The sequence below is a fragment of the Kribbella sp. NPDC051718 genome, from assembly GCF_040681515.1.
Classification (GTDB): Bacteria; Actinomycetota; Actinomycetes; order Propionibacteriales; family Kribbellaceae; genus Kribbella.
Genome location: NZ_JBFAYZ010000003.1, coordinates 626,716 through 651,609, shown reverse-complemented (window position 1 = coordinate 651,609; position 24,894 = coordinate 626,716). Strand labels below are relative to the sequence as shown.

Sequence of the window (24,894 nt, the reverse complement as noted above, 5' to 3'; positions counted from 1 at the left end):
TGGTCGAAACTGGCGATGTCAACGTTGTCAGAAGCAAACCAGAGGCAAGTAACAAACGCGTTACCTTCACGAGACCTCAGAGCACCCACGGCACACTCCGCCTCCCCAGGTCAAGAACTCACCCCAATTACCCCAAGTCATCAGACGTCATCAAGGCCCGTCACGCTCCGTAGACTGCCCATCAAAAACTCTCCCCGAACGCAACGAACCGCGGCCCGCCGGTGGGCGGGCCGCGGTTCGAGGGGTCAGACGGTGAAGCGGGACTTGTCTTTGAAGGGGCCCATGACGGTGAGGGTCTGGTCGCCGGCGTAGAGGTCGGCGGCCAGGGTGGCTACGTCGTCGAGGGTGACGGTGTCGATGCGGTGCAGGATCTGGTCGACCGTGGGGAGTTCGCCGTAGACGAGTTCGGCTTTGGCGATGCGGGTCATCTTGGCGCCGGTGTCTTCGAGGCCCATGACCACCGAGCCGCGCATCTGGCCTTTCCCGCGGAGGAGTTCGTCGGGGGTGATGTTGCCCTTGGCAATGTTCGCCAGTTCGGCGCGGACCACCTCGAGGACCTCGGGGGCCTTCTTCGGCAGGCAGCCGGCGTAGACGCCGACCATGCCGGAGTCGGCGTACGCCGAGCCGAACGTGAACACCGAATACGCGAGGCCACGCTTCTCGCGCACCTCCTGGAACAGCCGCGACGACATCCCGCCACCGACGATGCCGTGCAGCACACCCGCGGCGTACCGGCGCTCGTCGTTGCGGACCAGTCCAGGCATGCCCAGCACGAGATGCGCCTGCTCGACGTCGCGGTAGTGGACTTCCACTCCCCCGTACGTCGGTACGCGACGCTTAGCCTCTGGTCGCACCGGCGATGGCTCTGCCTCAGCAGTCATCCAATGGCGCTCGAACGCCTTGCGCACCAGCCGGACCACGTCGGAGTGCTCGACGTTGCCGGCCACCGAGACGACGATGTTCTCGGGCAGGTAGCGGCGGCGGTACCAGCCGCGGACCTGGCGAGGTGTCAGGCCGGCCACCGATTCCGGCGTACCGGTGATCGAGCGGCCGAGCGGGGTCTCACCCCAGAGTTGCTCGGCGAACAGGTCGTGGATGTGGTCCGACGTCTCGTCGGCGTGCATCGCGATCTCTTCGTCGATGACGTCCCGTTCGCTCTCGATGTCCTCCTCCGTCAGCGTCGCCGAGGTGATCATGTCGCAGATCACGTCGACCGCCAGCGGCAGGTCGGAGTCGAGCACCCGAGCGTAGTAGCAGGTGTACTCCTTGCCGGTGAACGCGTTCATCTCGCCACCGACGGCGTCCAGGGACGCCGAGATCTCCATCGCGTCGCGCCGCTCGGTGCCCTTGAACAGCAGGTGTTCGAGGAAGTGCGTCGCGCCGGACAGGTGGACCGGCTCGTCGCGCGAGCCGACGCCGACCCACACGCCGAAGGTGACCGAGCGGAAGCCCGGCGAAGACTGGGAAAGCACGCGGAGCCCGGAGGGCAGGACGGTCCGTTTGACCGGACCGCCCTCCTCCGGGCTCAGCAACGTGCTGGTGATGGCACGTGTCACTCGGCGGGAGCGACCTCTGCGTCATCGGCCTTGGCTGCATCTTCAGAAGCAGCCTTGGCTGCATCTTCGTCCAGGACCGGGATCAGCGACAGCTTGCCGCGGTCGTCGATCTCGGCGATCTCGACCTGGAGCTTCTGGCCGACGGAGAGGATGTCCTCCACGGCCTCGACCCGCTTGCCACCGGCCAGGCCGCGCAGCTTCGAGATGTGCAGCAGACCGTCCTTGCCGGGGAGCAGGGAGATGAACGCACCGAAGTTGGTCGTCTTGACGACCGTTCCCAGGTAGCGCTCGCCCTTCTCCGGCATGGTCGGGTTGGCGATCGCGTTGATCATCGCGCGCGCCGCGTCGGCCGAGGGGCCGTCCGTCGCACCGATGTACACCGTGCCGTCGTCCTCGATGGAGATGTCGGCACCGGTCTCGTCGGTGATCTGGTTGATCATCTTGCCCTTCGGGCCGATGACCTCTCCGATCTTGTCCACCGGGACCTTCACCGAGATGACCCGCGGCGCGAACTCGCTCATCTCACCCGGGGCGTCGATGGCCTTGGCCATCACGTCGAGGATGGTCAGGCGGGCTTCCTTGGCCTGGGTCAGCGCGCCGGCGAGCACGCTCGCCGGGATGCCGTCGAGCTTCGTGTCCAGCTGGAGGGCCGTGACGAAGTCCTTGGTACCGGCGACCTTGAAGTCCATGTCGCCGAACGCGTCCTCGGCACCGAGGATGTCGGTCAGCGCGACGTACTCGAGCTTTCCGTCGACCTCACCGGAGATCAGGCCCATCGCGATACCGGCGACGGGGGCCTTCAGCGGCACACCGGCCGAGAGCAGGGACAGCGTCGAGGCGCAGACCGAGCCCATCGAGGTGGAACCGTTCGAGCCGAGCGCCTCGGAGACCTGACGCAGCGCGTACGGGAAGTCCTCCCGCGACGGCAGCACCGGCACCAGGGCGCGCTCGGCGAGGGCGCCGTGGCCGATCTCGCGACGCTTCGGCGAACCGACCCGGCCGGTCTCACCGGTCGAGTACGGCGGGAAGTTGTAGTTGTGCATGTAGCGCTTGCGCGTCTCCGGGGAGAGCGTGTCGAGCTGCTGCTCCATCCGGAGCATGTTCAGCGTGGTGACACCCATGATCTGGGTCTCGCCGCGCTCGAAGATCGCCGAACCGTGCACCCGCGGCAGCACCTTGACCTGCGCCTTGAGCGGACGGATGTCGGTCAGGCCACGGCCGTCGATCCGGACCTTGTCCTTGAGCACACGCTGCCGGACCAGCTTCTTGGTGAGCGAGCGGAAGGCTGCGGACAGCTCCTTCTCGCGACCCTCGAAGTCGGCGGCCAGCTTGTCGACCACGGCCGCCTTGACGGCGTCGGTGGCGTCCTCGCGGTCGTGCTTGCCGGCGATCGTCAGAGCCTGCGACAGCTCCTCGGCGGCAGCGGCCTCGACGGCGGCGAAGGCGTCGTCCTGGTAGTCCGGGAAGACCGGGAACTCACCAGTGGGCTTGGAGACCTTGGCAGCCAGCTCGGACTGCGCCTCGACCAGCGTCTTGATGAACGCCTTGGAGGCCTCGAGGCCCTGGGCCACGACCTCTTCGGTCGGCGCCTGCTTGCCGGCGGCGACGGCGTCGAAGGTGCCCGGGGTGGACTCGGCCTCGACCATCATGATCGCGACGTCACCGGTCTCGGTGACACGACCCGCGACCACCATGTCGAAGACGGCGTCCTCGAGCTCGGTGTGGGTCGGGAATGCAACCCACTGCTTGTCGATCAGAGCGACGCGGGTGGCGCCGATCGGGCCCGAGAACGGCAGCCCGGCGATCTGGGTGGACATCGACGCGGCGTTGATCGCCAGCACGTCGTACAGCTTGTCCGGGTTGAGCGCCAGGACGGTGATGACGACCTGGATCTCGTTGCGCAGGCCGGAGACGAACGACGGCCGCAGCGGGCGGTCGATCAGCCGGCAGGTCAGGATGGCCTCTTCGGAAGGACGGCCTTCGCGACGGAAGAACGAGCCCGGGATGCGGCCGGCGGCGTACATCCGCTCCTCGACGTCCACCGTCAACGGGAAGAAGTCGAACTGGTCCTTGGGCTTCTTGCTGGCCGTGGTGGCCGACAGCACCATCGTGTCGCCGTCGAGGTAGGCGGCGGCGGAGCCGGCGGCCTGCTGGGCCAGACGGCCCGACTCGAAGCGGATGGTACGGGTGCCGAAGCTGCCGTTGTCGATGACGGCTTCAGCGAACTCTGCGCCCTCCATGGGCGCGTTTGTGGATCCCGACACGGGATACCCCTCTCGTCACTTGAGACGACTGTGAGGCGCGAGTCCTCCGGGGGTGTGCCGGTCTTCGATCGAGGCCCGCGGGTGCTGCGCTTTTCAGCGCTGTCCCGAAAGCCACTACCGAGGACCGGTCGTCGGCCCGGTACGCGTCTCGCGTCGTCTCGTTGTCGTTGATTATTCAGTTGTTCCGCACGGTCGTGCGGGGCTCCGTACTTGCGCACGGATACGCGAGAAGCGGCCACCCGGAATGCGGTGGCCGCTTCTCACGACGTCATCGGCGAAGGCCGAGCCGCTCGATCAGGGACCGGTAGCGGTTGATGTCCTTCTTCGACAGGTAGTTCAGGAGCCGGCGACGCTGGCCGACCAGGAGCAGCAGACCACGACGGCTGTGGTGGTCGTGCTTGTGCTCCTTCAGGTGCTCGGTCAGATCGGCGATCCGGTGCGTGAGCAGCGCGACCTGGACCTCGGGGGAACCGGTGTCGCCCTCGGTCAGGGCGTACTCGCCGATGATCTTCTTCTTCGCCTCAGGATTGGCTGACGACACGTAGTGATCCTCTCGATGTCCGTTGCGCGGCGCACCGGGGCTTAGGTCACCCGGGCACTCTCGATCCGCGGCCGTTCAGACGGCAGCGCCCAGGGTATCAGTCCGTGGACGCGTCACCCTAATTCTGGGTAAGAGTTCGGCGTGCCTGGTCGACATCGAGTTTCATCTGGATCAGGAGGTCGTCGATGGTGTCGAAGCGGATCTGGGTGCCGCGCAGACGGGTGACGAAGTCGATCGCGACCTTGGAGCCGTAGAGCTCCAGGTCGTCGCGGTCGAGCACGTACGACTCTACCCGGCGGTCCACACCGTCGAAGGTGGGATTGCTGCCCACGCTGATCGCGGCCGGCAGCGGTTCGGCGTACTGCGGAGCGCCGGGGGCCGGTTCGAGGACGGTCAGCCAGCCTGCGTACACGCCGTCGAGCGGAACCGCAGCGCCGGGCAGGGCGGGGATGTTGGCTGTCGGGTAGCCGAGTTCGCGGCCGCGCTTGTCGCCCTCGATGACGACTCCGGTGACCCTGAGCGGCCGGCCGAGCGCCGCGGCGGCACCTTCGACGTCACCCTTGGCGATCAGATCCCGGATGTACGTCGAGGACCACGGCTGGGCGTCACCCGCCAGGCTCAGGCCCTCGACCTGGAACCCGGCTGCCGCACCGGCCGCGACGAGCGTGTCGACGTGTCCGGCGGCCTTGTGGCCGAAGCGGAAGTTCTCCCCCACCACGACCGCCTTGGCGTGCAGGGTCTTGACCAGGACCTTGTCGATGAACTCCTCCGGCGACCAGTTCGACACGTCCTGGTCGAACGGCAGGATCAGTACCGCGTCCGCGCCGGCGGCGCCGAGCAGCTCGGCCCGCTGCGTCGGCTCGCTGATCATCGCGGGAGCGTGGCCGGGGCGTAGTACCGCCATCGGATGGGGGTTGAATGTCATCGCGACCACCGGCAGCCCACCGAGCTCGGCTGCCCGCGCCTTGGCGTGCCGCAGTACCTCCTGGTGACCGCGGTGCACGCCGTCGAAGTTGCCGATGGTGACGACCGACGGCCCGAACCCCGGGTCCACCTCGCCCAAACCGTGCCAGACATGCATGGGAGAAGGATTCCATGTGACCGGCCGAGGTGTATCAACAGGTCCCTTCGTCACCCCTTGTAATCGGACGGTGACTCAACTTAGATTGGGCCCGCACTTCTTTCGCACCCTCGGAGGTTCCGTGAAAGTTCAGCGTCTCGTCGCCGCCTGCAGCTCGGCGGTACTGGTCGGTTCGATGTCCCTCACGAGTACCGCTCAGGCTGCCGCCCCGGCCTTCGCGCCAGTTGTGTTCAGCAAGTACGTCGCTCTTGGTGACTCCTACTCCTCGGCACCGCTGGTGCCGCTGCCCGACATCCTGTCGCTCGGCTGCCTGCGCTCCTCCAACAACTACCCCAAGCAGCTCGCCGCCCAGCTGCGGGTGACGTCCTTCAGCGACGTCAGCTGCGGTGGCGCGGACACGACGAACATGACCCAGCCGCAGAGCACGCCGCTCGGCACCTTCCCGCCGCAGTTCGACGCGCTCCGGTCCGACACCGATCTGGTCACCGTCGGGATAGGTGGCAACGATTTCGGAGTCTTCGGGGACATCACCGGGACCTGCCCGGGGCTGCGGGCGGCCGATCCGGCGGGGTCGCCGTGCAAGAAGCACTTCACCGTCGACGGCGTGGACACGCTGGCGGCGAAGATCACCCAGACGCAGGCCCGGATCACCGAGGTGGTGAAGGGCATCAAGCTGCGTTCGCCGCGCGCGACGGTGGTCCTGATCGGGTATCCGAAGATCGCCCCGGAGACGGGCGTCTGCCCCGCGATCCTGCCGTTCTCCGACGGCGACTACGCCTATCTGTACTCGGTCGAGCAGAAGCTCAACCAGGCGGTGTCCGGCGCGGCCGCGGCCGGCGGGGCGGTCTACGTCGACACCTTCGGGCCGTCCACCGGGCATGATGCGTGTGCTCCTGACGGTCAGGCCTGGATCCAGGGCAAGGACATCAACCTGCTGCGGGCGCTGAACTACCACCCTCGGTACGAAGGCCAGGCCGGCGTGGCGTCGCTGACCTACAAGCAGCTGACCGGCACCCCGACGACCATCACCGCCGCCGAGCAACAGCGCTGGACGACCGAAGCCCGCGAACTCAGCCGCAAGGCTGCCCAATCCAAGTCCACCCCGGCCGTCAAGGCCCACCTGGACCGCCTACGGACCGGCGCGCAACGCTGACCCTTTCCAATCCGTACGGCGGACACCGGACCGGCCCCTTTCACGCAGGGGACCGGTCCGGTGCTCATGTCGGATCGGGGTAGCGCCGCTCGTTGGAGGGGTAGGAGGAACTCCTCCATGGACTAGGAAGGTGTCATGAGGCTTCTACTGACTTCTGCTGGTGTGGGGAACGACAGCATTGAGGACGCGTTGGTCGAGCTGCTCGGCAAGCCGATCGCCGAGGCCAATGCGCTGCTGATCCCGACAGCCCTCCACCCCTTTCGCGGTGGGCCGTACATGGCCCGGCGGGCGATCGCCGGTCAGGGGCCGGGGCGATTGGCGGAGCTGGGGTGGAAGTCGTTGGGCGTGCTGGAGCTGTCGGTGCTGCCGAGCATCGACGAGGACGCGTGGGTGCCTACGGTTCGGGAAGCGGACGCCTTGCTGGTGTGTGGCGGAGATCCGTTGTTCCTGGCCGACTGGATGCGGCGGTCCGGGCTCTCCGATCTGCTGCCGACGTTGCGCTCCGAGGCGGTCTACGTGGGGGTGAGCGCCGGGAGCATCCGATCGAGGGATCGCCGGATGTAGTCCATCGTCCGGTCCAGGTCGGCCGCGAAGGACGGGTTGACCTGGGCCATCCCGGCATACCAGAGCCCGAAGGCGACGTACCGGGTGGCGATGAAGTCGTCGAGGTGCGTGAGGTCGGGCAGCCGGCGGTGTTGCGCGTAGCCGTCGAGAAGCGCCGCGCGGTACGCCGGGTAGTCGTCCCGGTAGTGGTTGTCCCACAGCGGTACTGCGAGGTCGTACAGCCAGTAGCCGAAGCCGCAGTCGTCGAAGTCGATGATCCGCACCGCGTCGCCGTCGAACAGCGCATCGTCCAGATGCAGATCAGCGTGAATCAGACCGAATGCAGCTCCTTGTCCTTTCATTACGGTTCGCATCCGCAGCGCGACCTCATCGAATTGAGTGCGGACAGGCGTCGGCAACAAATCCCAGCAGCCGGCCGCGGACACCCCGCCGTACTCCATCGTGTTCCCGAAGAACGTCTCCCAGTCCCACCGCATCCGTACGAAACCTGCTGGCGGCTCCCAACCCGAAGCATGCTCGTGCAACCGCGCAAGAACCCCGCCCAGCCGCCTGAAGTGCGCGGCCTTCGGATGCGCCGCCCGCATCCTCCCGCCCTGCCACCCAAGCACCGAACAAACCCGCCCGTCAGCGACCGCCGTCCACTCCCCTGTGCGCGCCCGAACCGGTGACGGCACACTCAGCTCCGTCTCCGCCTGCAACGCCGCCAGCCAATCCAGCTCCGACCCGACGGCAATGCTCGAATCGACACCCGTCCCATGGCGATTGTTCCGATGCACCCGCAGCAGAAACCGCCCGTCCGCGGACTCGACCTTGAAGGTCGTGTTCTCTCCATGAGCGATGAACGAAAGCCGCGGCTCCTCGATCGGGTATTCCGCCATGGCCTGAATCGCCGCACGCCGAATCCGCGCAACCTGAGCCCGCTTCGACGCCAGTTCAGCCATCCCCACAGCGTAGTCAGCGAGGGTTGGTGGCGCGCCAGGATAAATAGTCGGCTAATGCGGTGGCGACGTCATACCTAGGGGCGAAGCCGGTTTCCTTGGTGAGCCGGGTGATGTCCAGATAAGGGTCGTCGCCGGGGCCGAACTGTCTGCCGGGGATGACGTCGAGTCGGGCGTCGGGGATGGCGGCCCGTAAAGCATCCACGACCTCGCGGTTGGTGGATCGGCGGCCGTTGGAGACGTTGTACGTGTCGTGCTGCAAGGTCTCCGCAGTCATCAGCAGAGCGATCGCACGGCCGGTGTCGGGGGCATAGCAGTTGTCACCGCCGTCGTCGGCGTAGATAGGTCGCGGCGTCTCGCCACGGCGTACTGCGCTGACGCACGCCGGGATCGGGTTGAACGGCGACTCCGGGTCCATCAGCGGTCCCCAAGTGCCACCGATCCGGAGCAGTACCGGCTGGATGCCCGTGCCCTGCAGGCTGTGCGTCACCAGCGGCTCGACAGCCTTCTTGAACGCGATGATCAGATGCGGATACTCCGCATTGACCAACGAAAGCTCTTCCTGCCAAGGGATCTCGGGCCGTCCGATGTAGACGCCGATGCTGCTGGCGACCGCGAACCGGCGGACACCCCACGCACGCGCGGCATCCAGCGCGTTGAGCAGCCCCGTCAGGTCCGTGCGGAAGTAGTCGACCGCATCCTCACCAGGGATGGTCCCCGCCAGATGCACGATGCCGGTCACCGGGTAACGCTTGCCAAGGGCAAGGAACGCGTCCCGATCCGTGACGTCGAGCGACTCCACCACCACCTTGCCGTCCAGGAAGGACGGGACCTCAGTACGCCGGTACGCCGTGACCACGACCTCCTGCCCCAGATCCACCAGCGCCCGAGCCGTCTGCGCGCCGATCATCCCCAGGCCTCCGGTGACGAGGATCATCGGACCACCTCGTAATGGAGGTGCGTCACGCCGGCCGCCGGTACCGCCTCGACGAGCCGCAGACCCACGTGCGAAGGCAACGACTGGAAGAACGGCCGGCCCCCGCCCAGCAGGATCGGTATCTGATGCAGGACCAGCTCATCGACGAGCCCCGCCTCGAGGGCAGCCGTCACCACGCCACCGCCCATCAGCGCGACGTCCTTGTCACCGGCCAACGACCGCGCAGCCGCCACAGCATCCTCGATCCCGGTCGTGATCACAGTCTGCCGATCACGAGTGCCCGGGATCGGCCGATGCGTGAGCACGACCAGTGGCGCATTCGGATGCGGCGTACCGCCGTTGATCCAGCCGGAGTCGTCGTATGTGTTCCGCCCAGCAAGGCTCGCGCCGACCCGCCCGGCAAACGCGTCGAAGACCCGGGCACTCGCCTCGCTCAGCTTGAACCCGTCGAACTCCTTGCTGGGCGTGTCCCCGTCGAAGTACCAGTCGAACAGCATCGTCCCGTCGCCGAGCCCGCGCCCCTCGCCCGGATCGCGCCCGGTGATGAACCCGTCGACCGATACCGACAACGCACTGAATACCTTGCTCATGACACTCCCTGGAAGAAATGGAAGAACCGGTCCGGGTCATACGCGTTCTTGACCGCCACCAGCTGTGGATAGTTGCCTGCGTGGTACGCCGAAGCCCAGTCGCCGAGCGCCGGGTCGGGAAAGTTGGGGTACACCCGTCCTGAGCCGTCGAGGTGAGCCGTGGCCCACGACTCGTCGATCCACGGATCATCCGCCGCGCCGATGTGTTCGAGCAGGAAGCGTTCGCCCCGATGAGCGAACGCCGTCGCGTCCTCGGCGACGCGGTTGTACGCCCCACCCATCGCGGTGAAGGCGATCTCCCGTCCCCCCTTCTCCAGCTGGGACAGGAGCGACGAGACCGTTCCCGCGGACATCGGCTGCGAGAAGAACTCCGATCGCATCCGCACCGCAGGAACACCCCGCGGATCGGCGAAGGTGCTCTTCAACCGGTGAAAAGGCAGCCCAGCGCTTAAGTCCACCGTGTCGGCCGACGACACGAACGGCTGCAGCAGCTCCCGCGTCGGTCCCTCGCCGAGCAGAGAAGCACCGAAGAGCGTCGCCTCCATCGGCAGGCCGGGCTCCGAGGCGACGCTGAGGTTGACGGTTAGTTCGTCCGGCGCATCCGGCGCCCAGGTCTGCCAGGCCGACACGACGTCCTCGAGAGCACCACCCGACCAGCGCGCCTCGACCCGGGTAGCCAGCGGCTCGGGAACCGTGGCGAATCGAAGTACCGTCACCACACCGAACTGACCGCCGCCCGCACCACGCAGAGCCCAGAACAGGTCGGGCTCGTGGTCCGCATCGCAATCCACCACGCTGCCATCCGCCAGCACGACCTGTACGCCGATGAGCCGATCGCAGGTCAATCCGTACCGCCGCCCCAGCAGCCCGATCCCGCCGCCCAGCGTCAACCCGGCGATCCCAACGGTCGGCCCACACCCTGCCGGCAAGGTGCGCCCCTGGGCGTGGAGCGTCGAGTACACCTGCGCCAGCCGCGCCCCCGCTCCGATCGTCGCCACCTCACCGACCACCGAGATCCCGTCGAGCCCGGACAGATCGAGCAAAACCCCATCCGTCGACGACCGCCCAGCAAAGCAATGCCCGCCCCCACGAACGGCAAGACGATCGCCCGTACGGGCCACGTAGCGGATCGCGTTGGCGACGTCTGAGACCGACCGACACCGGATCACGAGCCGCGGCCGCACGTCCTGGTAGGCGACGTTGACCGGACGGCGGGCAGCGTCGTAGCCCGGTGAGTCGGGTCTGAACAACTCACCGTCGAGAGTCGCGGCCAGGTCGGGCATGGGTCCGAACCTACGAGCGGTGTACCGCCTCGGTCTTGAACAAATCGTGCAAGTGCCGGTCCCGGGTGGCGAGGAAGGGTTGGTAGGAGGCGGAGTGGTCGTGGCCGCAGTGGCAGCGTTCTAGGTCGCCGCCGAGGAGTTGGGTGGGGGTGACGCCGGTGAGGCGGAGGCATTCTCGACTCAGGTGGGCCTGGTCGGCGTAGCCGGTGTCGATTGCCAGGCCCGCCATGCCGTCGGTACCGCGTCGGCCGCTGGGGGTGGCGCCGGCTTGGGCCAGGGCGAGGAAGCCTTGGAAGCGCAGGGTTCGTTGGAGAACCTTGGGAGTCACACCGACCGTTTGGAGGCAGCGGCGGCGGAGTTGGCTGGGCGACAGGGCGAGGTGGGTCGCGAGGGTGTCGATGTTGACCGGGCGCCAGGGCATCAGCGCCTGCACGGCTTCGCCGACCAAGACGTCCACTGCGCCGGTACGCCGGAATTGCTGCAGGAGATCGGCTTGCAAGAGGAGCAGCCCGCGTTCCGGCGTACCGGCTGAGGCGACTGTGTCGACGAGACGGTCGGCCGAGTTGCGCCATAGGTCCGTCAGGCCGAGCCGCTGATCCACCAGGTCGTCGAGCACGGTTGGGAGCGGCGGCGGCGTCCCGGGATGGAAGCGGACGCCGACGATCGTCGTGTGCGGCGGGATGACTTCCAGCTCAGGACCGGTCAACGGGCCGAGCAGTTGCGGTCGGCCACCGATCGGGAAGTGGATCTCGACGCCGCCGGTGGGCAGATGCCGTTGCAGGTACGCCGTGTCGCCGGTGCGCTGGATCCACACCGTGCGCACCATCGTCGCCAGCTCCGGCAGCGGCGGATGCTCGACGTAGGACTCCACGACGGCATCCTCGCACCCGAAAAGGCCGCCGTCAGAGGAGTGCGCCGGTGAGGCTGGTGAGCGCCTCGCCGAGCGGGAGGTTCACCCGTACGGCGGCGTACGGGTCGCCGCGGGTGAGGCCCTGGTTGATGATCAGGACGGGTTTGCCGGCCTTCGCGGCGTACCGGACGAAGCGGAAGCCGGACATGACGGTCAGCGACGAACCGAGGACGAGCACCGCACGGGCGTCGTCGATCAGGCGGTAGCACCGCTCGACCCGGGTCTTCGGCACGTTCTCGCCGAAGAAGACGACATCCGGCTTGAGCAGCGACGATCCACAGTTGGTGCAGTCGACCAGGTGGAAGTCCTTCACCACCTCGTCCGGCAGCTCGACATCGCCGTCCGGGTTGATCCGCGTCGCCTGCGCGTCGAAGACGGGATTGGCCGAACGCAACCGCCGATCGAGCTCCTCCCGCGGAGTCGTCTGCCGGCAGTCCAGACAGATCACCCGATCGAGGTTCCCATGCAGCTCGATCACATCCCGCGCCCCGGCAGCACCGTGCAGCCCGTCGACGTTCTGGGTGATGACCCCGTCGACATACCCCCGAGCCTGCAACGCGGCCACGGCCCGGTGCCCGGCATTCGGATCGGCCCGGGCGATCGTCCGCCAGCCAAGGTGGCTCCGCGCCCAGTACCGCTGCCGCCCCGCCGCACTCCCCACGAAGTCGCCGTACGTCATCGGCGTATGAGTCCGCAGACTCCCCGTCTCACCCCGATAATCCGGAATCCCCGACTCGGTAGAAATGCCGGCCCCACTCAAAACCACCACACGCCCACCACTGACTACGTCGGCAACCGCCGCGACATCCGTAACCCCAGGAGCAAGCGACAGCACATCAGGCCCTGGAGACCAGGTAAGTGTGGGACGAGAACGCACCCCTCAAGAGTACGTTGCCGCTCGGATAGGGTTCGGGAGGTAGCTGAAGCGGTTTAGGGGAGGGTGATGCTCGACCGGTCCGGGTCTGCGTTGGGGATCGTCTTCCGGTCGAAGGTCTACCGGGCGTCGTTCCTGGCCTTGCTGATCGCGGGGATCGGGATGTCGGCGGCCACGCCTCAGCTGACGCTCTTCCTCGTCCGGGAGCTGCACACGCCGCTGCCCGTCGCCGGGCTGTACTACGTGACGAACCTGGCGGCGCCCGTTGCGGGATATCTGGTCGGGCGGTTGTCGGACCGGACTCCTGAGCGGCTCCTGTGGTTCCGGGTCTGTGCGTTGGTCGGCACGGTCGGGTGGCTCGCGATGGCGGCGGCCAACACCGTGTGGCTGCCCTTCGTGATCAGTGCGATCGCCTTGAGCGTGTCCGGTGGGTCGATGGCCCAGCTGTTCGCGGCCTGCCGAGACGAGTTGAGCCGGCATCCGACGAAGGCGGACAACCGAGTCGTCGCGACCGTCCGAATGGCGTTCGTGATCGGCTGGATGATCGGTCCCGTCGCGGGAAGCTGGTTCGGCGGGCAGTTCGGCCTCCGCGCGCTCTTGGTGGCGACCGCGACCTGCGTCTTCGCCCAGATGATCCCGCTCGGCCGGCAGCGCGTGGAGCGGTACGACGACGTCACCCTGATCCCGCGCTCCACCAGCCGGCGCCAGATCGACCACATGATGCCGCTGCTGGTCTTCACCGCGATCTGTGTCCTCGCGATGACCGGCGACACCATCAAGTTCGGCTACCTGCCCATCTACATGGCCGACCAGCTCCACGTCTCCGACACCATGCGCGGCGCCGTGATCGGCATCCAGCCCCTGCTGGAGCTGCTGATGCTCCCGCTCGTCGCCCGCCTGGCGGATCGTTTCGGCGGGCTCAAGGTGATGACCGTCGGAGCCGCCCTCGGCCTGGCCGGCAACCTCGCCTACGCCACCAGTACTTCCGTAGCGGCCCTCTTCGTCGGCCAAGCACTCACGGCCGGACTCTGGGCCTGCGTCGGCGCCCTCGGCGTCTCGATCGCCCAGCATCTGTACCCCGAAGGCGTCGGCACAGCGTCCGGTATCTTCCTCAGCTCGATCCCCGTCAGCTCAGCCATCGGCGGCGCGATCGGCGGCCTGGGCGTCGCAGCCATCGGCCTCCCCCACGTCTTCTTCCTCCCGGCCGCCCTGACCACGCTCTCCACGATCGCCTTCGCCGTCCTCAGCCGACGCGCACAGGTGAGTGAGTGAGTGAGTGAGTGAGTTAATCAGCCACGCGGAGGACGATCTTGCCGCTGGCGGCGTTGGTCTCACCGCGGCGATGCGCGTCGGCCGCCTCGGCCAGCGGGAAGACCGAGTCGATCTCCACTCTCAACTGTCCGGCGTCTACCAGGTCGGTGATGGCGGTCAACGCGAGGCGGTCGGGCTCGACCAGGGTGAAGTCGGCGTTGATGCCGCGCCGCTTCGCCTCGGCGGCCGCGTCGTCCTCGACGTTGAGGATCGAGACGAGCACGCCGCCGTCCTTGAGGACTTGTACCGAGCGCAGGCTGGTGTCGCCCGCGATCGGGTCGAAAACCACATCGACCGGGGACTCACGTAGTACGTCGGCGAAGTCCACCGAGCGGTAGTCGATCACCTCGTCCGCGCCGAGCGAGCGGACGAAATCGTGCTTGGGTGCACTCGCGGTGCCGATCACATGTGCGCCGAGACTCTTCGCGATCTGGACAGCCAGATGGCCGACTCCCCCGGCGGCCGCATGCACGAGCACCCGCTGTCCCGCGCTCAACCGCGCGGTATCGACCAGCCCCTGCCACGCGGTCAGCGCAGCAAGCGGCAACCCCGCGGCTTCTTCGAAGCTCAACACCGACGGCTTCCGAACGAAGTGCCTCGACGGCGCAACGACGTACTCCGCGTAGCCACCCGGCAGCACCGGGAACTTGGGCATCCCGAGTACCTCGTCCCCCACCTTCAACCAGGTCACGCCACCACCCACCTGCTCCACCACGCCGGCCACGTCGTAACCCAGGATCAGCGGAAAGTCGTCAGCGCCGACCCGGCCGCCTGCTGCGCGAGCCTTCCAGTCCGTCGGGTTGATCCCGGCCGCGCGGACCCGGACCAGGATCTCGGTCAGCCCCGGGACCGGCCGCTCCACCTCCTGCAACTGCAGAACCTCAGGTCCACCGATCCCTTGGGCCACCACCGCGTTCATCGTCGTCATGGCAAGAAGTCTTTCGGTTGCCCAGCCCGCTGCCTACTGGCCTGATGGACATCATGTGAAACTATCGGGCCATGTCCGTATCACCGCATCGCGTCGCCGTCCTGGCCCTGCCAGGCGTCGTCCCGTTCGAGCTGGCCATCCCGTCGAGGATCTTCGGCGGGGCCCAAGCAGCCGACGACCGCCCGCTCTACGAGGTCATCACCTGCACCATCGACGGCGAGCCGGTACGCACTGCCGAGGACTATTCGATCACCGTCCAGCACGACGCCTCCGTGCTTGCTACCGCCGACACCGTCGTGATCCCGCCCACCCGCCTGCTCCACGACATCGTCACCAACGACGGCCTGCTCGACGACGACGTACTGCGCGCCCTCAAGCACCTCCGCCCCGGCACCCGGCTCCTCGCAATCTGCACCGGCGCCTTCGTACTGGCCGCCGCCGGACTCCTCGACGGCCGGCCCGCCGCGACTCATTGGGCCGAGGCGGAGGAGTTCCAGCAACTGTTCCCCGCAGTACAAGTGGATCCGATGGTGCTCTACATCGACGACGGCGACGTACTGACCTCCGCCGGAGTGGCAGCCGGTATCGACCTCTGCCTCCACGTCATCCGCCACGACCACGGCAGCGCCGTCGCGAGTTCGGTCGCCCGCGCGTGCGTCGTACCGCCGAGGCGTGATGGCGGGCAAGCGCAGTACGTCTGGCGCCCGATTCCGCCTGGACAAGACGGCGGTACTGCGGCCACCCGAGCCTGGGCCGCCGAGCAACTGGGCCGCCCGCTGAGCCTGGTCGAGCTCGCCGCCCACGCCCGGATGAGCGTACGGACCTTCACCCGCCGATTCCGCGCCGAGACCGGCGTGAGCCCGGGCACCTGGCTGGCCATGCAGCGCTTGGACTACGCCCGCCAACTGCTCGAGGACACCGACCTGACAGTCGACCAGATCGCCGACCGCACCGGCCTCGGCAGCGGCACCAACCTGCGGCAGCAGCTCCGCGAGACGGCCGGCATCTCCCCCACCGCCTACCGCCGGACGTTCCGTACCTCCTGAACAACGGGTCCTGGGTGCAAGGATGACCGGATGGACACCTTGCGCCGGAACAACGTCGTCGTCACGGGGAATCCGGACGGGCGAACGGTCGTCCTGGCCCACGGGTTCGGCTGCGACCAGAACATGTGGCGGCTGACGGTTCCCGCGCTGGCCTCGGAGTATCGGATCGTGCTTTTCGACTACGTCGGCTCCGGGCGATCCGAGCTGGCTGCGTTCGACGAAGTGCGCTATTCGACGCTTGGCGGATATGCCGATGACGTGGTGGAGGTCTGCGCCGCGCTCGACCTGACCGACGCGGTCTTCGTCGGCCACTCGGTCAGCGCGATGATCGGCGTACTGGCCGCCCAAAAGGCGCCGCCCCGGATCGGCGCGCTGGTGATGGTCGCGCCCTCCCCTTGCTACATCGACGACGGCGACTACCGCGGTGGCTTCACCGCGCAAGACATCGACGAGCTGCTCAGCTCGCTGGAGTCCAACTACCTCGGCTGGTCCGCCGCGATGGCACCGGCGATCATGGGTACGCCGGACCGCCCCGAACTCGGCGAGGAACTCACCAACAGCTTCTGCGCCACCGACCCCGCGATGGCTCGCGTGTTCGCCCGTACTACGTTCCTCTCCGACTCCCGCACCGACCTGGCCGGCGTACGCGTGCCCACCCTCATCCTCGAGTCGACCGAAGACCTGATCGCCCCACGTCAGGTCGGCGCCTACGTGCACTCCGCCGTCGACGGCTCGACCCTCGTCACCCTGGACGCGACCGGCCACTGCCCGCACCTTTCGTCGCCCGAGGCAACCAATCGCGCGATCACCGACTTCCTCGCGACACTGCGATGACCGCCGACGACGACACCTACCCCTGCGGCCATCTGACGACGGCGATCGACGGCACCATCGTCAGCATCAACAACACCTTGCTCGGCTGGCTCCGCCTCGACCGCGACGCCGTGGTCGGACGACTCCGCTTCGCCGACCTGCTCAGCATCGGCGGCAAGCTCTACCACGAGACCCACTTCGCTCCCCTGCTGCGGCTGCAAGGTGAGGTGGCCGGCGTAGCTCTCGAACTCAAACGAGCCGACTCCACCCGAATGCCGGTCCTCGTGTCCTCAGCCGTGGTCTCGGGCCAGATCCGCACCACCGTCTTCGATGCGCAGATCCGGCGCGCGTACGAGGAGGAGCTGCTGCGCGAGCGCAAGGCAGCCGAATTGGCTCGCAGCCAGGCCGAGGAAGACCGCACCCGGCTCCAGGACGCCCTCGCCGTTCTCCAGCAATCCTTGCTACCGGCAACCATGCCGACTGTCCCCGGCGTGAGCACGGCGGCGTACTACCACACCGCCTCACCCGATGAGCTCGGCGGCGACTTCTACGACGTCTTCGCCATCGACGGCGAACGCTGGGGGTTCTTCCTCGGCGACGTCTGCGGCAAGGGTCCAGCTGCCGCGGCCGTGACCTCATTGGCCCGCTACACCTTGCGCGCTGCCGCGATGCACAACCCGGCAGCAGCACTAAGCACCCTCAACGAGCTGCTGTACGAGCGTTTCTCCAACGGGGACCTGCGCTACTGCACGGCAGTCTTCGGCACCCTGCAGAGCTCCGAGACTGGCCAGATCGCCCTGCGGTTCGCCTCCGGCGGCCACCCGCCACCGCTGCTCATCCGCGTCGACGGCACCTGCAAGTACCTGCCCAGCCCCGACGGCACATTGATCGGCATCCTGCCGGACTCACAGTTCCCGCAGACTGAGGTGGCGCTGGAGCCGGGCGATCTGCTCCTTCTCTACACCGACGGCCTGACCGAGGCCCGCGTCAACGGCGAGCGCGATCTGTACGGTCCGGACGCCCTCCGCGCGCTCGCCGGCCAGTACGCCGGTACGTCACCGGACGCGCTCGTCGCGGCACTCTCCGAAGTACTGGCCGGCTTCGGTCCGCGACTCGCGGATGACACCGCTTTGCTGGCCTTCGGAGCGCCTGTCCGCTGACACAACGGTCTGGGCCTCAATTCCGTGCCACACGGCTGGGTTGGGGGTGGGGCGGTGCATGATTGCGCCATGGATCAGTACGCCCGGCTCTCCGATCCCGGAGACCTGCAGGAGGCATTCGGAGCGGATGCCTTCGCCCGTCTCGCGGTCGAGCTGCACGACGCGCATGGGATGACCGAAACGGTCGAGTCGGTCGTCCAGTTCGCGCTCCAGGCCGAGGCGTGCTCGTACGCCGGCGTCACGCTCACCGTCCGGGGCAGCCGGGAGATCGCCGCGGTGACCGACCCGGTGGTCACCGCGATCTACGAGGCCCAGTCCGAGCTCGGTGACGGGCCGTTGCTCACCGCAGTCAACCAAGGCGTCACGGTCCACGTCCCCGACACGGCCACCGAGACACGCTGGCCGGCCTTGTCGGACCGGTTCACGCAGTACGGGATCGGGTCGGCGCTGCATGTGCCAATGTGGTCAGGCGAACAGCTGATCGGCGTACTCTCCCTGTTCAACACCGAGCCGCACGCGTTCTCCGTCGACGACGAGGCGATCGCGCACATCCTGGCCCGGCACGCCTCGATCGCCGTCGCTTCGACCCGGGACAGCGAGACGATGGCCGCCGCCGTCGACGCGCGCAAGCTGGTCGGCCAGGCGATGGGCATCCTGATGGAGCGCTTCGACCTCGACGACGCCGGCGCCTTCGAGATCCTCAAGCGCTACTCCCAGCAGAACAACGTCAAGCTCCGCGACGTCGCCCAGGAACTGGTCGACACCCGCACGCTGCGTGGCGTCGTCCGGTGACTGACGACCTGCTCTCGCTGGAGGTCCTGGATCGCGGCTCGGACGTCGTGATCACGGTCTCCGGCGAACTCGACTTCGGCACCACCGCCCGGTTTCTCGCCGAAGCCCAGCCGCTGGCCGAAGCCGGCCGCGCCGTCATCCTCGACCTGGCGGACCTGATGTTCTGCGACTCGAGCGGCCTAGGCGCCCTCGTCAGACTCCACAAACTCGCCGAGGACGCCGGCGGCAGCCTCTGCCTGGCCCGCCTCCGCCCTCAACTCCAGTCGACGATCGAGCTGACCATGCTCCACCGCCTGCTGGTGATCCGCGCCGACGTACCGGCGCTCTGAGCCCTCTGCCACTGGATCCGCCCCTCCGGGTGGTTGAATTCCCCCGTGACTGAGACGGAGAAGGCCGCGGGCGGTAGCCGGACGATCGCGAAGGCGGCTCTGATGGTGGGCGCGCTGGGGGTCGTGTTCGGCGATATCGGGACCAGTCCGATCTATACGATCCAGACGGTCTTCAACCCCAGTGACCCGCACCCGGTGCCGGTGACGACCGACAACGTGTTCGGGATCATCTCGCTGATCTTCTGGTCGGTGACACTGATCGTCACGATCAAGTACGTGCTGCTGGTGCTGCGGGCCGACAACGACGGCGAGGGCGGCATCCTCGCCCTGATCACGCTGATCCGGGGCAAGGCCGTCCCGGGCAGCAACCGGACGAAGTACATCCTGGCCGGGCTCGGCATCTTCGGCGCGTCACTGTTCTTCGGCGACTCGATGATCACACCGGCCATCTCGGTGCTGTCGGCGGTCGAGGGCCTGAAGGTGGTCCAGCCCGGATTCGACGACTGGGTCGTGCCGATCACCGCGACCATCATCCTGGTGCTGTTCGCGGTCCAGCGGCTCGGTACGGCGAAGATCGGGCGCTCGTTCGGGCCGGTGATGATCGTCTGGTTCACCGTGATCGGCGTGGCCGGGATCGGCGGCATCGTCGACCACCCGCAGATCCTGAAGGCGCTCTCGCCGACGTACGCGATCGGCTTCATGACCGGTCACTTCTCGATCGCGTTCTTCGCGCTGGCCGCCGTCGTGCTGGCCATCACCGGCGCCGAGGCGCTGTACGCCGACCTGGGTCACTTCGGCCGTGGACCGATCAGCCGGGCCTGGCTCTTCCTCGTCTTCCCGGCCTGCATCCTGAGCTACCTCGGTCAGGGCGCGCTGATCCTCTCGGACGCCAGCCACATCAGCAGTCCGTTCTTCCTGCTGGTACCGAGCTGGGCGCGGCTGCCGCTGGTACTGCTCGCCACCGCCGCCACCGTGATCGCCTCGCAAGCGGTGATCACCGGCGCCTTCTCGGTCGCCCACCAGGCGGTGCAGCTCGGCTACCTGCCGCGGCTGCGGATCACCCACACGTCCGAGGAGGCGATCGGCCAGATCTACGTGCCGTGGGTCAACTGGGCGCTGATGATCTCCGTACTCACGCTGGTCTTCGCGTTCGAAAGCTCAGCGGCGCTGGCGTTCGCCTTCGGTATGGCCGTCACCGGCACGATCACGATCAACTCGATCCTGTTCTTCTACATCGTGCGGCGCCAGTGGAAGAAGCCGCTCTGGCTCGTCATCATCGGCGCCGCGATCTTCCTGACCGTCGAGCTGCTCTTCCTCGCGGCCAACCTGACCAAGATCGCCCACGGCGCCTGGCTGCCGCTGATCATCGCGATCACGGTGTTCACCGTGCTGACCACCTGGCAACGCGGCCGGGTGATCGTGACGAAACGACGCGAGGAGCGGGAGGGGCCGCTGCGCGAGTTCATCGACCAGCTGCACGAGTCCTCGCCGCCACTCCAGCGGGTGCCTGGTACCGCCGTCTTCCTGAACCGCAGCAAGACCAGCGTGCCGCTCGCGATGCGCGCCAACGTCGAGCACAACCACATCCTGCACCAGCACGTCCTCATCCTGTCGATCGAGACGGACCCGGTCCCGCACGTCGACGTCGCCGACAGCATCACCGTCGACGACCTCGGTCACCTCGACGACGGGATCATCCACGTCGCCGCCCGCTTCGGCTACATGCAGACGCCGGACGTCCCCGCGGTACTGCGCCTGGCGGCCGAGAAGAGCCCCGAGATGTCGGCCGATCTCGAAGACACCTCGTACTTCCTGTCGACGATCGAACTGGGTCTCGGCGACGCGCCGGGGATGACGCGCTGGCGCAAGCGGCTCTTCATCGCCACCTCCGGCATCACCGCCGACGCCGCCGAGTACTTCAGCCTGCCGCGCGATCGCGTCGTCATCATGGGCTCCCGCATCGACGTCTGAGTTCCGCTTTTGCACGTTGCTGCAAAAGGTCGTCCGGACCGAACTTCGGTCCGGACGACGGTACGGGCCACACAGGCCTTCGCCGCCGGCCCGGAAACCCAAGCAGGACGGGCGAACTGCGTCAAAACCGTACTCAACCTACCGGCCGACTCGCTGCCCGGATCGAGCCAGGCCACCACCGCGGACCCGTCCGGCCGATACGTCCTCGGCGAGGCCAACCGCGACGGACACCAGCATCCGCAAGCAGTGCTCTGGGTGGACGGCGTACCGCGCTGGCTCGGCACTTCGCTGGCCGGTGCCGAGTCGTTCGGCTACTCGGTGATCAACGGTGGGCTGGTGCTCGGTACCACCTATGGCAGTGACAAGGACGAGTACTGGATCTACTCGGCCAAGACCGACTCGTACCGGATCCTCGATATCCCTGCCAGCCTGAAGTTCCCGACCTTCCACGGGATGAACGCCCGCCAGGACATCGTCGGCCTCAGCTGGGACGAGGCGCTCGGCAAGCACGTCGCCTTCGTCTGGCCGGCGGGCCGTCAGCCGCGGCTGCTCCCGACTCCGGCCGGCGCCACCGTCGAGTACCTCGACGACATCTCGGACGAGGGTCTGATCGTGGGGCGGGTCGTCCCTGACGGTGGGTTCGGGGCGACTAGCTACCTGTGGAAGAACTGGAACACCCAACCGACCGCACTGCCCGGCGCGGACGAGGGCGACGTCTGGGCCCGCGACATCGAAGGCACGTCGATCGGCGGCCAGCAGTACGCCTCCGACGGCACCACCGGGCTGATCTGGAACACCCGGAACCCTGGGGTCACCCGAGTCGAGCGGGGCGTCATCGATCTCAACACGTCTCACGACGTCGTCACCGAAGGCATGTGGGGCGCGAACGGCGACTACCCGTCGATCATCATCCGCGCCAACGGCACCAAACTCACCTTCCCCGGCGGCACCATGCTCACCCATATCTTCGAGCGCAACACCCAATGGACGGCGGCCGGCTACGACGTCAGCACCGGCACCCTCCAGCCCATCCTCTACGCCTGCCAACCAACCCACGGCCATCCGGCGGCAGGCGTTCTCCCCACGCCTGCCACCCCGCTCGCTCGTCCCTCGCTCACTCAGCGCCAGGCTCCCACCCGCCCTGAACGCGGGCTCCTGCGTCGCCCGCTAGACGAAAGCTGTTGCGGGCGCACGCAGTTGGCCGAAGCAACCGCCATGCCCTGCGACAACCCTGGCTCCGTCGGACCGACAGCTCGCGGCGTTGGATGCGAAGGAAGTCTCCCTCATCGCACCGGAATACCCGCCCACCACAACCAGACCATCCTCATCGCCGTCTGCGGCGTGGCCCCTGCTTTTCCAATCCACTCAAGGCCTGAAGAAGCTGTTCCGCCGGCGCAACAGCCGCTGATATCCCGGTGACTCCGGCGGGCGGAGTTGTTAGCGTGCCCGGATGCCCCTACTGCCCAGGTCGACGCCGGCCGCGTCAGGAATGTCGTCCCGGGCGGTCGGCGCGCTGCTGGACCAGCTCGAAGCGCGATCCGTCGAGTGCCACTCGCTCATGGTTGTGCATCGCGGTCACGTGGTCGTGGAGGGCTGGTGGACGCCGTACTCCGCGGAGCGCGTCCACCTGCTCTACTCGCTGACCAAGTCGTTCACGTCGGTCGCCGTCGGGCTGACGATCGCCGACGGGCTGCTGTCGCTGGACGACCGGGTGGTGGACGTGCTGCCGGACCACGTACCGGCCGATGTCTCGGCCCAGGGGCGCCGCATCACCGTGCATCACCTGCTGTCCATGACGGCGGGGCATGACCCGGACAGTCTTGATGAGGCTTGGCGACTGGAGCCCGGCGACCTGGTGAGGGGCTTCCTGCGTGTGCCCTTCGCCAACGCTGAGGGAACCCGGCACACCTACGACAACTCGACCACCTACATCCTCGCCCGGATGGTCGAGCGGGTCACCGGACGGAGCTTGCCGGAGTTTCTCGACGAGCGGTTGTTCCAGCCGATGGGGATCGAGGGCGCCGAGTGGGACCGGGTGGCGAGCGGTGCCGCCTTCGGCTTCCACGGTCTCCACCTCACGACCGAGGCTGTCGCTGCTTTCGGCGAACTGCTGCTCCGCGGCGGGGTTTGGGGCGACCGCCAGCTTGTCCCGCGCGAATGGCTCGACCTCGCGACCAGCCCGCAGATCGAGACCCTGCCGCTCCCCAACTGGTCTGAGAATCCGGACTTCCTTCGCGGGTACGGCTACCAGTTCTGGATCTCGCGCCACGGGTACCACGGGCGGCGCCTACGGTCAGTACTGCGTGGTCGTACCGTCCCACGAACTCGTCATCGTCCTCACCGGCGCCGTCGACCCAACAGACGTCCTGCCCGGCCTCTTCTGGGACTGCCTCCTACCGGCCCTGGACAACCCGGACAGCGCTCAGGACGACGAACTGCTCGCGGATCGCCTGCGACAACTGTCCTTCACCCCCGTACCCGGCTCAGCGCACCCGTCTCGCTCGGCGCGCGCGACGATCGACGCCTCCGCTGACAACGCCGCTCTGCCCACTGGGACCACCGTGGCTGTCGAGCCGGTCGCCGCCGGCTGGCTCCTGCAACTGGGCCCATCGCTCAAGATCTCGGTAGGCCACGGCGACTGGCGCGAGAGCCCTCCACCCGGCCGCCCGGTCGTCGCGAGCGCCGCCTGGCAGGACGACACCTTCGTCGCCGATCTCTTCGTCATCACCACCCCGCATCGCGTGCGGCTGGTGATCAACGCGGGAACAGCGGTGGCAACGTGGAGCACCGTGCCCCTGACGACTTCCAACCTGGAGCTACACCTGCGCTCCCCGCTGATGACCCGCCCGGACGTCTCCTAGGCGATCCAGCGGTTGAAGTCCGCGGGGGTGACGTTGCTTCCGCAGAGGATGGTGGCGACGGTCTTCCCGGCGTACCGGCCGTTGCTCTCCAGGATCGAGGCGATGCCCAGCGCCGCGGCCGGTTCGACCACCAGCCCTGCATGCGTGTGGATGAGACGCATCGCTTCGACGATGCCGGCCTCCGTCACCAGGACCGCATCGTCCGCAACCTTGGCCAGATCCTCGAGTACCTCCGGGATCACGTACCTCCCTGCGACACCGTCGGCGATAGTGTCGGGAGCCCCGACCTCGACCGGCCGACCGGCCCTCAGCGCCAACGTCATCGCCGGCGCCTGCTCCGGCTGAACGCAGATCACCTCGGTCCCCTTGCACAGACTCTTCACCGCAAACCCCACCCCGGACGCCATCGCGCCCGCGCCGAGCGAGATCAGCACCGCGTCGAGCTCAACGGGTAGCTCCGACAGCTCGACCCCGATCGTCGCCGCCCCTTCGCAGGTACCGACGTCCTTGCTGTCCTCGACCAAGAACGCACCCGTCTCAGCCGCAAACCGCTCGGCGGTCTCCAGCGCTGCCTCGATCTCCCCATCCACCAGCATCACGTCGGCCCCCAGCACCTTCATCCGCTCGATCTTCAACGGATTGGCCGCCACCGACGCGACCACCGTCACCCCGATCCCCCGCCGCCGCCCGCTGTAGGCCAGCGCCTGCCCAAGATTCCCCGCACTCGCACAAACAACAGCGCCGGTTTCAGGCAGCCTGCTCAGAACAGTCTCCGTCCCACGCCCCTTGAAGCAACGAACCGGATTCAGCGTCTCCACCTTCAGCACCACCCGGCACCCGAGCACGTCTCCGAGCGGTCCACATTCGTACTGCGGCGTCTCCCGGAACACCGGATCGATCTGCTCCCTAGCAGCCAGAATGCGCGCCAGCTCCAACCGCACGGCAACCTCCCCGTCAGTGTCCCGATCAAGCAGCCCACGCTAGCTCTTGTT

24 protein-coding genes are annotated in these 24,894 nt (G+C 67.5%); 12 read left to right on the top strand and 12 right to left on the bottom strand.

Annotated features, from left to right (window positions below; all coding sequences use genetic code 11):
- Nucleotides 1-245: 245 nt before the first annotated feature.
- The 4 genes from AB0M15_RS14660 to AB0M15_RS14645 form a co-directional block, all read right to left on the bottom strand.
- Complete coding sequence (locus AB0M15_RS14660) at nucleotides 246-1,556, bottom strand: pitrilysin family protein (RefSeq protein ID WP_363817918.1); 1,311 nt, start codon at nucleotides 1,554-1,556, stop codon at nucleotides 246-248.
- On the bottom strand, nucleotides 1,553-3,796 hold the full coding sequence (locus tag AB0M15_RS14655; RefSeq protein ID WP_363817916.1) for a polyribonucleotide nucleotidyltransferase: 2,244 nt from the start codon (nucleotides 3,794-3,796) through the stop codon (nucleotides 1,553-1,555). Before AB0M15_RS14655 ends, AB0M15_RS14660 begins: the two co-directional genes overlap by 4 nt.
- A 292-nt stretch (nucleotides 3,797-4,088) precedes the next feature.
- Nucleotides 4,089-4,361 (bottom strand): 30S ribosomal protein S15, encoded by a 273-nt coding sequence (rpsO, locus tag AB0M15_RS14650; RefSeq protein ID WP_164604166.1) that lies wholly within the window; start codon nucleotides 4,359-4,361, stop codon nucleotides 4,089-4,091.
- A 118-nt stretch (nucleotides 4,362-4,479) separates the two neighbouring features.
- Nucleotides 4,480-5,442, bottom strand: a complete 963-nt coding sequence (locus AB0M15_RS14645) for a bifunctional riboflavin kinase/FAD synthetase (protein WP_363817913.1) — start codon at nucleotides 5,440-5,442, stop codon at nucleotides 4,480-4,482.
- A gap of 121 nt (nucleotides 5,443-5,563) precedes the next feature.
- On the opposite strand from AB0M15_RS14645, the gene AB0M15_RS14640 reads away from it, so the two are divergent.
- Nucleotides 5,564-6,595 (top strand): SGNH/GDSL hydrolase family protein, encoded by a 1,032-nt coding sequence (locus AB0M15_RS14640; RefSeq protein ID WP_363817911.1) that lies wholly within the window; start codon nucleotides 5,564-5,566, stop codon nucleotides 6,593-6,595.
- A 135-nt stretch (nucleotides 6,596-6,730) separates the two neighbouring features.
- The gene (locus AB0M15_RS14635) at nucleotides 6,731-7,159 is read left to right on the top strand and encodes a Type 1 glutamine amidotransferase-like domain-containing protein (RefSeq protein ID WP_363817908.1); all 429 of its coding nucleotides are present in this window, start codon (nucleotides 6,731-6,733) and stop codon (nucleotides 7,157-7,159) included.
- Here AB0M15_RS14635 and AB0M15_RS14630 read toward each other — a convergent pair.
- From AB0M15_RS14630 to AB0M15_RS14605, 6 genes are read right to left on the bottom strand one after another with little or no spacing between them, the layout of a single operon-like run.
- A complete protein-coding gene (locus AB0M15_RS14630; protein WP_363817905.1) occupies nucleotides 7,108-8,100 on the bottom strand; it encodes a phosphotransferase in 993 nt (330 codons plus the stop codon). The genes AB0M15_RS14635 and AB0M15_RS14630 overlap by 52 nt on opposite strands.
- Before the next feature lie 13 nt (nucleotides 8,101-8,113).
- Complete coding sequence (locus AB0M15_RS14625; protein WP_363817902.1) at nucleotides 8,114-9,034, bottom strand: NAD(P)-dependent oxidoreductase; 921 nt, start codon at nucleotides 9,032-9,034, stop codon at nucleotides 8,114-8,116.
- On the bottom strand, nucleotides 9,031-9,624 hold the full coding sequence (locus tag AB0M15_RS14620; protein WP_363817900.1) for a dihydrofolate reductase family protein: 594 nt from the start codon (nucleotides 9,622-9,624) through the stop codon (nucleotides 9,031-9,033). Before AB0M15_RS14620 ends, AB0M15_RS14625 begins: the two co-directional genes overlap by 4 nt.
- Nucleotides 9,621-10,907 (bottom strand): FAD-binding oxidoreductase, encoded by a 1,287-nt coding sequence (locus tag AB0M15_RS14615; protein ID WP_363817897.1) that lies wholly within the window; start codon nucleotides 10,905-10,907, stop codon nucleotides 9,621-9,623. Before AB0M15_RS14615 ends, AB0M15_RS14620 begins: the two co-directional genes overlap by 4 nt.
- A 10-nt stretch (nucleotides 10,908-10,917) precedes the next feature.
- Nucleotides 10,918-11,778, bottom strand: a complete 861-nt coding sequence (locus tag AB0M15_RS14610; RefSeq protein WP_363817894.1) for a helix-turn-helix domain-containing protein — start codon at nucleotides 11,776-11,778, stop codon at nucleotides 10,918-10,920.
- 31 nt (nucleotides 11,779-11,809) lie between these two features.
- On the bottom strand, nucleotides 11,810-12,694 hold the full coding sequence (locus AB0M15_RS14605) for an NAD-dependent protein deacetylase (protein ID WP_363817891.1): 885 nt from the start codon (nucleotides 12,692-12,694) through the stop codon (nucleotides 11,810-11,812).
- Nucleotides 12,695-12,760: 66 nt separating this feature from the next.
- Between AB0M15_RS14605 and AB0M15_RS14600 the strand changes: the two genes are divergently transcribed.
- The gene (locus AB0M15_RS14600; RefSeq protein WP_363817888.1) at nucleotides 12,761-13,963 is read left to right on the top strand and encodes an MFS transporter; all 1,203 of its coding nucleotides are present in this window, start codon (nucleotides 12,761-12,763) and stop codon (nucleotides 13,961-13,963) included.
- Between the two features lie 13 nt (nucleotides 13,964-13,976).
- Here the strand turns inward: AB0M15_RS14600 and AB0M15_RS14595 are convergent, their stop codons facing one another.
- Nucleotides 13,977-14,930 carry an NADP-dependent oxidoreductase gene (locus AB0M15_RS14595; protein WP_363817886.1) on the bottom strand — a complete coding sequence of 318 codons (954 nt, stop codon included), beginning with the start codon at nucleotides 14,928-14,930 and terminating at the stop codon, nucleotides 13,977-13,979.
- A 71-nt stretch (nucleotides 14,931-15,001) separates the two neighbouring features.
- Between AB0M15_RS14595 and AB0M15_RS14590 the strand changes: the two genes are divergently transcribed.
- The 9 genes from AB0M15_RS14590 (at nucleotide 15,002) to AB0M15_RS14550 (ending at nucleotide 23,902) form a co-directional block, all read left to right on the top strand.
- Nucleotides 15,002-15,976: a helix-turn-helix domain-containing protein gene (locus tag AB0M15_RS14590; protein WP_363817883.1), complete on the top strand. Its 975-nt coding sequence runs from the start codon at nucleotides 15,002-15,004 to the stop codon at nucleotides 15,974-15,976.
- 30 nt (nucleotides 15,977-16,006) lie between these two features.
- Nucleotides 16,007-16,810 carry an alpha/beta hydrolase gene (locus AB0M15_RS14585; RefSeq protein WP_363817880.1) on the top strand — a complete coding sequence of 268 codons (804 nt, stop codon included), beginning with the start codon at nucleotides 16,007-16,009 and terminating at the stop codon, nucleotides 16,808-16,810.
- Complete coding sequence (locus tag AB0M15_RS14580) at nucleotides 16,807-17,949, top strand: SpoIIE family protein phosphatase (RefSeq protein ID WP_363817878.1); 1,143 nt, start codon at nucleotides 16,807-16,809, stop codon at nucleotides 17,947-17,949. Before AB0M15_RS14585 ends, AB0M15_RS14580 begins: the two co-directional genes overlap by 4 nt.
- A gap of 69 nt (nucleotides 17,950-18,018) precedes the next feature.
- Nucleotides 18,019-18,741, top strand: a complete 723-nt coding sequence (locus AB0M15_RS14575) for a GAF and ANTAR domain-containing protein (protein ID WP_363817875.1) — start codon at nucleotides 18,019-18,021, stop codon at nucleotides 18,739-18,741.
- Nucleotides 18,738-19,070: an STAS domain-containing protein gene (locus AB0M15_RS14570; RefSeq protein ID WP_363817871.1), complete on the top strand. Its 333-nt coding sequence runs from the start codon at nucleotides 18,738-18,740 to the stop codon at nucleotides 19,068-19,070. Before AB0M15_RS14575 ends, AB0M15_RS14570 begins: the two co-directional genes overlap by 4 nt.
- Before the next feature lie 45 nt (nucleotides 19,071-19,115).
- Entirely contained in the window at nucleotides 19,116-21,041 is a 1,926-nt protein-coding gene (locus AB0M15_RS14565) for a potassium transporter Kup (protein WP_363817869.1), read from the top strand.
- A 9-nt stretch (nucleotides 21,042-21,050) separates the two neighbouring features.
- The gene (locus AB0M15_RS14560; protein ID WP_363817867.1) at nucleotides 21,051-22,460 is read left to right on the top strand and encodes a hypothetical protein; all 1,410 of its coding nucleotides are present in this window, start codon (nucleotides 21,051-21,053) and stop codon (nucleotides 22,458-22,460) included.
- A 31-nt stretch (nucleotides 22,461-22,491) separates the two neighbouring features.
- Complete coding sequence (locus AB0M15_RS14555) at nucleotides 22,492-23,574, top strand: serine hydrolase domain-containing protein (protein ID WP_363817865.1); 1,083 nt, start codon at nucleotides 22,492-22,494, stop codon at nucleotides 23,572-23,574.
- Between the two features lie 28 nt (nucleotides 23,575-23,602).
- On the top strand, nucleotides 23,603-23,902 hold the full coding sequence (locus AB0M15_RS14550) for a hypothetical protein (protein WP_363817863.1): 300 nt from the start codon (nucleotides 23,603-23,605) through the stop codon (nucleotides 23,900-23,902).
- Here the strand turns inward: AB0M15_RS14550 and AB0M15_RS14545 are convergent.
- Nucleotides 23,899-24,843: a pyridoxal-phosphate dependent enzyme gene (locus tag AB0M15_RS14545; protein ID WP_363817861.1), complete on the bottom strand. Its 945-nt coding sequence runs from the start codon at nucleotides 24,841-24,843 to the stop codon at nucleotides 23,899-23,901. The two genes, AB0M15_RS14550 and AB0M15_RS14545, sit on opposite strands and share 4 nt — an antisense overlap.
- Nucleotides 24,844-24,894 lie beyond the last annotated feature (51 nt).